The 10,710-nt window shown below is 62.0% G+C and carries 8 protein-coding genes and 1 pseudogene; 7 read left to right on the forward strand and 2 right to left on the reverse strand.

Features of this window, described 5'->3' with window-relative positions:
- Positions 1-95: 95 nt before the first annotated feature.
- Positions 96-1,116, reverse strand: a pseudogene (locus tag AWB65_RS33365) (IS30 family transposase).
- A gap of 174 nt (positions 1,117-1,290) precedes the next feature.
- Positions 1,291-2,238 carry a LysR substrate-binding domain-containing protein gene (locus AWB65_RS33370; RefSeq protein WP_087671082.1) on the reverse strand — a complete coding sequence of 316 codons (948 nt, stop codon included), beginning with the start codon at positions 2,236-2,238 and terminating at the stop codon, positions 1,291-1,293.
- Between the two features lie 98 nt (positions 2,239-2,336).
- On the opposite strand from AWB65_RS33370, the gene AWB65_RS33375 reads away from it, so the two are divergent.
- From AWB65_RS33375 to hutG, 7 genes are all read left to right on the forward strand, one after another.
- Positions 2,337-4,394 (forward strand): FAD-dependent oxidoreductase, encoded by a 2,058-nt coding sequence (locus AWB65_RS33375; protein WP_087671083.1) that lies wholly within the window; start codon positions 2,337-2,339, stop codon positions 4,392-4,394.
- Positions 4,395-4,436: 42 nt separating this feature from the next.
- Positions 4,437-6,014, forward strand: a complete 1,578-nt coding sequence (locus tag AWB65_RS33380; RefSeq protein ID WP_087671084.1) for an ABC transporter substrate-binding protein — start codon at positions 4,437-4,439, stop codon at positions 6,012-6,014.
- A gap of 937 nt (positions 6,015-6,951) precedes the next feature.
- Complete coding sequence (locus AWB65_RS33385; protein WP_087671085.1) at positions 6,952-7,701, forward strand: IclR family transcriptional regulator; 750 nt, start codon at positions 6,952-6,954, stop codon at positions 7,699-7,701.
- 37 nt (positions 7,702-7,738) lie between these two features.
- Complete coding sequence (locus AWB65_RS33390; RefSeq protein ID WP_087671086.1) at positions 7,739-8,494, forward strand: transporter substrate-binding domain-containing protein; 756 nt, start codon at positions 7,739-7,741, stop codon at positions 8,492-8,494.
- A 13-nt stretch (positions 8,495-8,507) separates the two neighbouring features.
- Complete coding sequence (locus tag AWB65_RS33395; RefSeq protein WP_087671087.1) at positions 8,508-9,176, forward strand: amino acid ABC transporter permease; 669 nt, start codon at positions 8,508-8,510, stop codon at positions 9,174-9,176.
- Positions 9,173-9,940 (forward strand): amino acid ABC transporter ATP-binding protein, encoded by a 768-nt coding sequence (locus tag AWB65_RS33400; protein WP_087671088.1) that lies wholly within the window; start codon positions 9,173-9,175, stop codon positions 9,938-9,940. Before AWB65_RS33395 ends, AWB65_RS33400 begins: the two co-directional genes overlap by 4 nt.
- Positions 9,937-10,710: formimidoylglutamase (gene hutG, locus AWB65_RS33405; protein WP_087671089.1), on the forward strand; the 774-nt coding region annotated here is incomplete at its 3' end. The genes AWB65_RS33400 and hutG, both read left to right, overlap by 4 nt.

Genomic DNA, 10,710 nt, shown 5'->3' on the forward strand with positions numbered 1-10,710 from the left:
AACCCTCTGGATTCCAATGACTGGTTTCCATCACATAGACTTCCTCCAATCCCAGGCTTCGCCTGGCGCTATCAAACTGAAGTGCAACACGGAGTCTAGTGTTTAGAACCGTGAGGCTGACTGGCTGAGGCGAGCGTGGCGGCGAAGACCTCGAATTGAGAATGGAACGCGTGAGTCGCGCGAGGCCGGCTGTTTAGGCTGTAGGCGATGGCGTCGAGTTCGTCTTGACTGTATACCGACAGGTCGGTGCCTTTAAGCAAATATTGACGAAGCAATCCGTTGGTGTTTTCGCAGGTCCCGCGCTGCCAAGGGCTGTGTGGGTCGCAGAAGTAGACGCGCACGCCAGTGGCTGCAGTGAGTTCTTGGTGCCGCGACATTTCTTTGCCTTGGTCGTAGGTAAAGGTTTTTCGCAACGGCGCGGCAATCGAGTTGGTTTGGCAGAGAAGCCCGCTAACGCCGAGGCGGCGGTGGCGTCTTCCATCTTGGCGAGCAGCACCAGGCGGCTGCTCCGTTCGAGCAGCACGCCGACAGAAGATTGGTTGGCGGCGCCCTTGATGAAGTCACCTTCCCAGTGACCAGGCAGCAGTCGGTCTTCGATTTCGGGCGGCCGCACATGGATACTGACCATGTCGGGAATCTGCCCGCGCCGATCTGTGCCGCGTGTGCGGGACATGCGGGCGCTATGACCGTGGCGCAAGCAGGCGATGAGCTGCCGGCGCAGTTCGCCGCGCGGCTGGGCATAGATGGCCGTGTAGATGGTTTCGTGCGAAACGTGCTGGGTCGGGTCGGTCGGATACATGCGCTTCAGTGTGCCCGATATCTGCTGGGGTGACCATTTCCATTCGAGCAGGGTGAGCACGACCCGCCAGCAAACGCTTTGTAGGCAAAGCTTCGCGGAGCGTCGGCCCGCGCTACGGCAGGCGGCGCTGAGCGCTTCAGCCGGCACCGATGCGTAGCCAGCAGGAGAGCTGTTTCGCGTCAGTTCACGGCTCACGGTGGCCGGCGAGCGCCCGAGTATTCGAGCCATGGCCCGAATACTCACATCCTGTAGCCGCAGGCTTGCGATGGCTGGCGTTCTTCAGGTTGAAGCTGTTGGTACGAAGTTTGGTCGGGCATTGCGACACACCTTATACGAGATAGGTGTTGTACTTCGATTTTGAGGCCGTCAGGCAGTTAATGGAAGCGCGCTTTGACTTTGACCTTGCAAAGCCTTCCGATCTCAGCCAACTTGAATCGCTGATTGCGGCGCCCTATCCCGACTCGTCGCACACCCTGCCCCGAGCGCACGCGTCAACCTGGCTCGCCACGCCGGACTCTCTCTACTGAAGCAAGCACGGGATCGACCTTTTTCAACTCCGCGCGCATCTCGTCGACGAGCCATTGCGCGACGTGCCGGACTGAAGCCGACGGCTCATGCGCGCGGCATTCGAGCACGTAGTTGTAACCCGTCTCTACCACTCGTTTCGACGCGGGGACCACCGTGCCCATATTGAGCGGCGCCGCAATCGCAAGCAGCCAGCCGAGTAGCACGCCATGCCCGAGCATAGCGGCCTGCAACGCCAGGCCCGGATCGGAATAGCTGACATGCTTCGCCGATGCGCGATTCACTAGTTGCGCGAGTTCGAAATAGTCAGGCCATGCGTGCGTGGTCGGTTCGAGGTGAATCAGCGTATGACCGCCCGCCTGCCGCGGCGCGTCGAGCGGACCGTATTGCGCGAGATAACCGGGGCTGCACACGGCGATGATCACCTCCGGGCAGAAACAGAACGCCTCGTGCTCGGAGCCGGGCTTATGCAACCGAATGCCGAGATCCGCGTCTTCCAGCGGGCCGTACAGGCGGCTTGTCATCACTTGCAAACGCAGATTCACCTCAGGAAACGCTTCGTGAAAGCGCTCGTGGCGCGGCAGCAGCCACTGCGACGCGAAGCCGCTCGAGATGGAGAGCGTGACCGTCTCGCCCTGTTCCTGGTGGCTCTTGAGTTCTTCGATCGTGTCGCTGACTTCGCCGAAGCCCGAGGCCACCGCGACTTGCAGCTTTGCGCCTTCGTCGGTCAGCACAAGGCCGGTCTTCGTGCGTGCGAAGAGCCTGAAGCCAAGCGCGTCTTCGAGCCGCGCGACCATACGGCTCACCGCGACCGGCGTGACGTTCAGTTCAGCGGCCGCGCGCGTGAGACTGAGATGTCGCGCGGCGGCCTCGAAAACCAGAAGTGCTTGAAGCGAAGGAAGTCGAAGACCCATCTACTAACACCATGTTATCGGCGGTGACGAACATGTAAATTGACGCGCTTTAACGTCAATCCTACCTTGTCGGCAGACCCATCCAGAGAGTCCCCGACATGACACAGCGTAACGCGGATGACGCACAGACAGCCGCTTTATCCGATCCCCTGCTGAGGCCCCTGACGCTCAAACACCTCGTGCTGAAGAACCGCGTGATGAGCACGAGCCACGCGAGCCGCCTCATCCAGAGCGAATACCCACAGGAAGTCTACCAGCGCTATCACGAGGAAAAGGCCCGGGGCGGCATCGGGCTCACGATGTTCGGCGGTTCATCGAACGTGAGCATCGACAGTCCCAACACGTTCCAGCAGATCAACATGGGAGTCGACGAGGTCGTGCCGCACCTACAGCGCTTTTCCGGGCGCGTGCACGCCCACGGCGCCGCACTGATGTGCCAGATCACCCACCTCGGCCGCCGCGGCGATCCTTACGCCGAACCGTGGCTGCCGATGCTCGCGCCGTCGGCCCGTCGCGAAACGCTGCATCGCGCAATTCCGCAGGCGATCAGTGAGAGCGACATCAGGCGTATCGTGAACGATTTCGGACGCGCCGCGCGCCGCTGTCTCGAGGGTGGTCTTGACGGGCTGGAAACGCACGCGGGCGGCCATCTGATCGGTCAATTCCTCGACCCGACCGTCAACCTGCGCACGGACCGCTACGGCGGCTCGACTGCCAACCGGTGCCGCTTTGCGATCGAAGTGCATGAGGCGATCCGCAAGGAAGTGGGCGACGCGTATCCCGTCGGCCTGCGTTTCGCGCTCGAGGACGGCTGCAGCTTCGAGGAAAGCCTGGAGATGGCGCGCATCCTGCAGCGAAGCGAGCTTCTCGACTTCTTCAACGTCGTCTACGGCCGGATGGACACGAAGATGTCGCTGATCGTCAACAGCATGCCGGGTATGTTCATGCCTTCGGCGCCGTGGCTCTCCAAGGCCGCCTCGTTTCGGCGCGCGGTGCAGCTTCCGGTTTTTCATGCCGCCAAGATCGCCGATCTCGCGACTGCGCGCTATGCGATCGGCGAGGGCCTTATCGACATGGTCGGCATGACGCGCGCTCACATCGCCGAGCCCCATCTCGTGCGGCTGATCGAGACGCACCGCGAGGACGCCGCGCGCCCTTGCGTGGGCGGCTCGCACTGCCGCAATACGAAGGCGACCTGTATCCACAATCCGGCGACCGCGCGCGAAACGTTCCTGCCGCACACCATCGCCCCGGCCGTCGATCCGCGCCAGGTGCTGGTCGTCGGCGCGGGGCCGGCGGGGCTGGAAGCGGCTCGCGTCGCTGCGAGCCGCGGCCACCGCGTCACCCTGCTGGAAGCGGCGGACCGCGCGGGCGGGCAAGTGTTGCTCGCGGCGACGGGAAGCTGGCGCAGGAACCTGATCGGCATCGTCGACTGGCGACTAGCAGAACTCGAGCGCCTGGGCGTCGAGGTGCGCTACAACCATTACGCCGAACTCGACGACCTGCTCGAACGGCGCCCCGACGTGGTGATCATGGCGACGGGTGGCGTCCCTGACCTCGACGCGCTGCCCGGCAGCGAGTGGTGCCGCTCGGTGGTCGACGCGCTGTCGGATACGCCGCCGAGAGCCGGGCGCGTGCTCGTCTACGACGGCACCGGCCGCCACAACGCGTACCTGTGCGCCGAGCGGTATGTGTCGGCGGGACTCGACGTGCGCCTCGCTATTCTTGATGCCCTGCCCGCGCAGGAAGCCGGCGGCAAAGGCGACGACGCTGTGTGGATGCGCAACCTCGAAAAATGGAAGGTGCCGGTTCGGGCGCATCTCGAACTCGTCGAAGTCCGGCGCGGCGACGCGGGCGTCTTGCACGCGGTCTTCCGGCATCAATTAACCGATGAACTCGTCGAAATGGAAGCAGAACAGATCGTGGTCGAACGCGGGACGATCGCCGTGGACGATCTCTTTGAAGCAGCCCGCGCGCACTCGCTGAACGACGGTCAACTCGATCTCGCCGCCTTCGCACGCGGTGCCGCGCAGCCGGTCTTGCAGGCAGCGAACGGCGATGCCTGGTTCCACCTCTACCGAATCGGCGACGCCGTGGCGTCGCGCGACATTCATACGGCCATCTACGATGCCTATCGTCTTTGCGTCGCGATGTAGGCCGACGCGCTCCCCGACCGACCATCACTCAAAGGACAGACCATGACCAAGCCGCTCGACGCGCATTGCCCCGACCTCGAACGCAGGCGCGCTGTGAAGACTCTTCTCGCGGCGGGCGCCGCCGCGACCGTGGGCTGGCCCGCGCTGGCTGCGTCGGCGACGCCCGCCGCAGCCAAGCCGCGTCAGGGTGGCGTGATGCGGGTCGCGACGGCGAACCAGTCGCTCTCGGATTCGCTCGACCCGGCCAAGGCCTCGCACACCGCCGACTACTCGCGCATGTTCATCTTCTACAGCGGCCTGACCGAGTTCGACAGTGCGTTCAAGGTGCAGAACGCGCTCGCCGAAGCCTTCGACACCAGCGATCACAAGCTGTGGACCGTCAAGCTCCGCCCGGGCGTGCATTTCCACGACGGCAAGCCGCTCACGGCGGACGACGTCGTTTTCTCGTTGTCGCGTCACAAGGATCCGGCGACCGCGTCGAAAGCCAAGTCGATCGCCGACGCAATCGATTCGATCAAGGCGACCGGGCCGCTGCAAGTCGAGATCGTGCTCAACGCGCCGAACGTCGATCTGCCTGCGTTGCTTGCCGTGCCGCATTTCGTGATCGTCGCCGCGGGCACGAAGGATTTCTCCAAGGGCAACGGCACGGGCCCATTCGTCTGCAAGGAGTTCACGCCAGCCGGCCGCTGTGTCGGTACGCGCAATCCGAACTTCTGGAAGCCGGGATTGCCGTACCTCGATGAAGTACAGCTCGTCGGGATCGTCGATGATGCGGCGCGTCTCAACGCCCTGCTCGCGGGCGACATTCAGCTCGTCTCGCCCGTGCCCGCCCGAGACGTCGAGCGGCTCAAGCGCGCCGGCAGCTTTGGCGTACTGGAGAGTCAGTCGGGCCTGTACACCGACCTGATCCTGCGCCAGGACGCGATGCCTACCGGTAACCCCGAGTTCATACAGGCGATCAAGTACCTGCATGATCGCGAGCGCATCCAGAAGACGCTGTTGCGCGGTTACGCGACCATTGGCAACGACCACCCGGTTCCCGCGTGGCATCCGTATTACCTTGCGGGACTGCCGCAGCGCACCTACGACCCTGACCGCGCGAAGTCGCTCATCAAGAAGGCGAATTTGTCGGCCTCGGCCGCGGAGATCGTGGTGCCACCGTCGATCGAATCCGCGCTCGATTCCGCCCTGATGGTTCAGCAGGCTGCGCTGCAGACGGACCTGCAGCTCGGCGTGCGCCGCGTGCCGGCGGACGGCTACTGGTCGACGCACTGGATGAAGCATCCGATGACCTACGGTTCGATTCTGCCACGGCCGACACTCGACCTGCTCTATACGCAATTCTTCAAGTCGGATTCCGTCTGGAACGAATCGGGCTGGAAGAATGCGCAGTTCGACCAGCTTCTGCTGCAGGCGCGTCAGGAAAAGGATGAAACCCGACGCAAGCAGATGTACGGCGACATGCAGACCATCGTCTACGAGAAAGGCAGCATCATCATTCCGGCGTTCATCAATTTCATCGATGCGCACAGCACTCACGTAAAAGGGCTGGTTGGAACACCGTCGGGACGTCTGATGGGCTATCGCTTCGCGGAATTTGCTTGGCTTGATGCGGGCTGAACGACTGGTAATCCGGCCGGCGCGACGTTTGTACGCAGCCGTTCGGACAACTAGCGCGAGCTCAGCCGGTCCTCTATTGTCCGCAAGTCGACCCGTGTGAAGCTCCCGGGCTCCAAAACATCACAACATGCGCCCTGTATGCCCCCACGCAGGACGCAATGCTCGCCACGCTTCACCGCGCGCCGGTCTCCCATGAGAACTGGATTTTCGAACTGAAATGCAAGTAGCCACCTCGCACGCGTCGCCTCAAAGGCTTGCCTAGCACGGCTGCCTCAAGAGGCTGTTGCTTTTCGAAATCGCAAGCTGTGGCTTTTCAACGATGCGCTCGTACTGCGTGCGGAACGTCGAGCCAATGCCTCGAATCGACCCCATTGCGATCGTTGGCCCGGCGGGATCACAAGGGCAAACCTTCAGCGCATTTCGGCCATTGGCCTGACCTGCCTCGTCAATTGCGGAGGCCTTTTACCATCTCGCCTAATCGCCGCCAGCCGTTACCCTATACAGCCGATGCCGAGGGTACTCAAACGCGCGAAGAATCTGTCAATTATTGGGTCGCACAATACGCAACAGCTCTGTCTCGGTTCGCAGTTGATTCGCGCGTAGACGGGCATCGACTCTACAGCGCGCTTCGCAATTGCCAGTGTGCGCGATAGCTGCAATGCGGTAGATCGATCATTGTATTGCGTGTTCTAGGCCTGTTCCGGGACACCGGGCCCCTGACCGCCGATTCATGAGGGACTGAAGATCCTGTCCGTGCTAACTCATCGGGACGTCAATAAACAGAGCCTGTTGAGCTCCCGCCATCGATGTTTCTCGAAAACCAAGTTTACACAAGGAAAACCCTTAGACTAAATTCCCATCGGTTGGGAAAGCGCTTTTTGAAAAGTGAGAAACCTCTGGCATGCTCTATTCATCGCCACTGGCTTGATTTTCTCTTGTGAACCACGATCAAACGGTTACGGGTGCGGAGCGCGTCCTGCTCGTCCTTTCAGCGCTTGCCAGTTACGGCAAAGCCATGTCCGTGAAGGATCTGCTCGACGTCACCGGATTGGCGCAAAGCACATTGTATCGGCAGATCGCGCTGCTCAAGCGCTGGGGTTTCGTGGCTGAACACGCGGGCCACTATGCGCCAGGGCCCATCAGCCTTCAACTAGCGCTTGGTTTCGATGTCAACTCGCTGCTCGTCGAAGCGAGCCGCAGCGAAATGCAGCAGCTCGCACGGGTCTCTCAGGAGAGTGTGGGTCTCGTCGTCGCGGTGAAGCATCAAGTAATGTGCGTCGAAATGGTCGACAGCCAGCACTCGCTGCGCTGCTCGTTCGAAAAGGGGCGCGCTGTGCTTTTAAAGGCTGGTGCCTCGGCGAAGTCGCTGTTGGCCTTCATGGCTGACAAAGCGCGTACCGAGGTTCTGGACAGCGTGTTCGACGGTGATCCTGCTGGCCGTACCGCCATCGAAGCCGAGCTGAGCCAGATCCGGGCGCAGGGCTATGCCGTCAGCGACAGCGAAGTCGATCCCGGCGTATGGGGCGTCAGCGCGCCGATTTTCCATCGCATAGGGCGAGCGGCGAGCAGCGGCGCGTCAATCACGTTGATGGCGCCGTCCACCCGAGCCGCAGGCCGCGAAACGCAATTCATTGACGCTGCCGTGCGCGCGGCGCGAGCCATCTCCGCGCGCATGCAAACCGATTGATCCGCTTGATCCGCTTGATCCTGAAAGGAGTTTCGCCATGAAGCTGCAAAGACTGTTTTCCGTCGCATGTATTGCCCTTGCCACGACCTTAGCCGTGCTGCCGGGCGGCGCCTCTGCGCAAACCCCGGGCGTCTTGCGCGTGGCCACCGACGCCACTTTCCCGCCGATGGAGTTCACCGAGAACGGCGCGCGCACCGGTTTCGACGTTGACATGATGAATGCCCTCGTCAAGGCGATGGGCAAGCGGGTTGAATGGACCGACATCGACTTCAAGGGACTCATTCCAGGCCTGATCGCCCATCGCTTCGATGCCGCGATTTCCGGCATTTACATCACCGACGAGCGTAGCAAGGTGGTCGATTTCACGGAACCGTACTTTGCCGGAGGTCTCGTGGCGCTGGTCAAGAGCAGTTCGACGATCAAGACGGTGACCGACCTGAACGGCAAGAAGGTGTCAGTGCAGGTCGGCACAAAGTCGGTCAACTTTCTGCGCGACAACTTCCCGCAAATCACGCGGGTCGAGGTCGAAAAGAATCAAGAAATGTTCGATCTGGTTGGGATCGGCCGGGCCGACGCCGCGGTCACGGGCAAACCCGCTGCGTTGCAGTTGGCCAAGACACGGACCGGTTTTCGCGTTCTCGATAAACAGCTGACGACCGAAGCGTACGGCATCGCCGTGCGCAAGGACGAACCCGAATTGAAGGCCGCATTCAACGCCGCGCTGGCAAAGATCAAGGCGGACGGCACGTACGCAGCGATCGTCCACAAGTGGTTCGGCGCGAGCGCGCAATAACAGGACGAGAAAAATGGAACTCGATTTCACGCCGGTTATCACCGGCTGGGCGGACATCGCACGCGGCGCGGCGGTGACGGTGGAAGTGACAGCCGCCGCACTCGTGCTGAGTTGCATACTCGGCTTGCTTATCGGCATCGGCCGGCTCACGCCGCAGCGACGCATTGTCTACAGCGTGTGCACCGCCTATTTGACCTTCTTCCGCGGCACGCCGTTGCTTGTACAACTGTTTTTACTGTTCTTCGGCTTGCCCCAATTCAACATCCTGCTGCCTGCATTTGTGTGCGGGATGCTGGGGCTGGGGCTGTATTCCGCTGCATACGTCTCGGAGATTGTGCGGGGCGCGATCCAGTCGGTCGATCGCGGACAGATGGAGGCAGCTCGCTCGATCGGCATGTCGTCGGGACAGGCGATGCGGGCCGTGATCCTGCCGCAAGCGATCGTGCGGATGATCCCGCCGCTTGGTAACGAATTTATCGCGCTGATCAAGAATTCGGCGCTCGTTTCACTGTTGACAATCGACGACCTGATGCACGAGGGCCAGAAAATCATCAGCGTGTCGTACCGATCGCTCGAGGTGTACCTGGCAATTGCGCTGGTGTACCTCGTGTTGACCCAGGCAACGAATTACGCGCTTCACCGCGTCGAGCGACGTATGCGTGCAGGAGGAATGGTGCAATGAACAACACGTCCCAACCCATCGTCCAGATCCGTGGGCTGACCAAATCGTTCGGCTCGCACGTCGTGTTGAATGGCATCGACTTCGACATTCAGCCGCAGCAGGTGGTCGTCGTGATCGGGCCTAGCGGCTCGGGTAAGAGTACGTTTTTGCGCTGCTGCAATGGGCTGGAGCAGGCCGAAGGCGGCACCATCGATATTTGCGGCCACCGCCTGGTGGACCACGGGGTGATGCTCAAGGAACGGTCGATCAACGCGTTGCGCACCGAAGTCGGCATGGTGTTCCAGTCGTTCAATCTTTTCCCGCACCTGTCCGTGCTGCATAACATCACGGTCGGCCCACGCATGCTGCGCGGCGCGCACAAGGCAGAAGCCGAAGCGGCGGCGCTCGCGCTGCTGGAAAAGGTCGGCCTTGCGCACAAGGCGCACGTGATGCCGGCGAGTTTATCTGGCGGCCAGAAGCAACGCGTTGCGATCGCCCGTGCGCTCGCGATGCAACCGCGCGTGATGCTGTTCGACGAACCAACGTCCGCCCTGGACCCGGAACTCGTCGGCGAAGTGCTTCAAGTGATGAAGCTACTCGCGAGCGAAGGCATGACGATGGTGGTCGTGACGCATGAAATGGGTTTTGCGAAGGAAGTCGCTGACGTTGTCGTCGTCATGGACGGTGGCGTGATTGTCGAAGCCGGGCCACCCTCGACCATTTTCTCCGCGCCGTCGCAACCGCGCACGCGTGCCTTCCTGCAGGCGGTGTTGTCGCGCGCATGAGACTTCCATTTGACGAGAATGTGTGGAGCGGTCGTTCCGATGACCGTGAACCCGGCGACACCCGGCGCGTGTTCAACCAGGTTGTCCCGTTCATCGAGGGCGCCCCCATCGACGATGCGCCCGTGATCATCGGCTTCGGTTCCGACGAAGGCGTGCGCCGCAACCAGGGTCGAACGGGCGCGGCACACGGTCCCAAACAGTTGCGGCGGGCACTGGCGGGTCTCCCTGCGAAGGCCTCGGCGACGGTGCTCGATGCCGGCGATGTGGTCTGCGACGACGAAGACCTGGAAGCCGCACAAGCCGAGTTGGGACATATCGTAAGCGACGTGCTTGCGCGCGGCGGACGACCGCTCGTATTCGGCGGCGGCCATGAAGTGGCATGGGGCACCTACAGCGGATTGCGCGCACATCTGGGCGACGCACATAACCGCCGGCTCATGATCGTGAACTTCGATGCGCATTTCGATTTACGCCAGTCGCGCCCGGCGAGTTCGGGCACGCCGTTCGATCAGATCGCCTGCGATTGCGCAGCGCGCGGCATGCCGTTCAACTATGTGTGTTTCGGCGTCAGCGACCTGGCAAACACTGCAGCGCTCTTTGAGCGTGCGCGCCAACTCGGCGTGCGCTACGTACTCGACGCCGATATGCAGGAGTCACAGCTCACGCAACGGCTGCAAGGGCTCGAGCGGATGATCGACGCGGCGGACGACATTTATCTGACCATCGATTTGGATGTGCTGCCGAGCGCAACGGCTCCCGGTGTATCGGCG

The organism is Caballeronia humi (assembly GCF_001544475.1).
GTDB classification, from domain to species: Bacteria; Pseudomonadota; Gammaproteobacteria; order Burkholderiales; family Burkholderiaceae; genus Caballeronia; species Caballeronia humi.

Excerpts from the sequence above, each read along its gene's own strand:
- AWB65_RS33375 (WP_087671083.1), top strand. The coding sequence starts at position 2,337 with ATGACACAGCGTAACGCGGATGACGCACAGACAGCCGCTTTATCCGAT.
- AWB65_RS33390 (WP_087671086.1), top strand. The coding sequence starts at position 7,739 with ATGAAGCTGCAAAGACTGTTTTCCGTCGCATGTATTGCCCTTGCCACG.
- AWB65_RS33395 (WP_087671087.1), top strand. The coding sequence starts at position 8,508 with ATGGAACTCGATTTCACGCCGGTTATCACCGGCTGGGCGGACATCGCA.
- AWB65_RS33370 (WP_087671082.1), bottom strand. The coding sequence starts at position 2,238 with ATGGGTCTTCGACTTCCTTCGCTTCAAGCACTTCTGGTTTTCGAGGCC.
- AWB65_RS33380 (WP_087671084.1), top strand. The coding sequence starts at position 4,437 with ATGACCAAGCCGCTCGACGCGCATTGCCCCGACCTCGAACGCAGGCGC.
- AWB65_RS33400 (WP_087671088.1), top strand. The coding sequence starts at position 9,173 with ATGAACAACACGTCCCAACCCATCGTCCAGATCCGTGGGCTGACCAAA.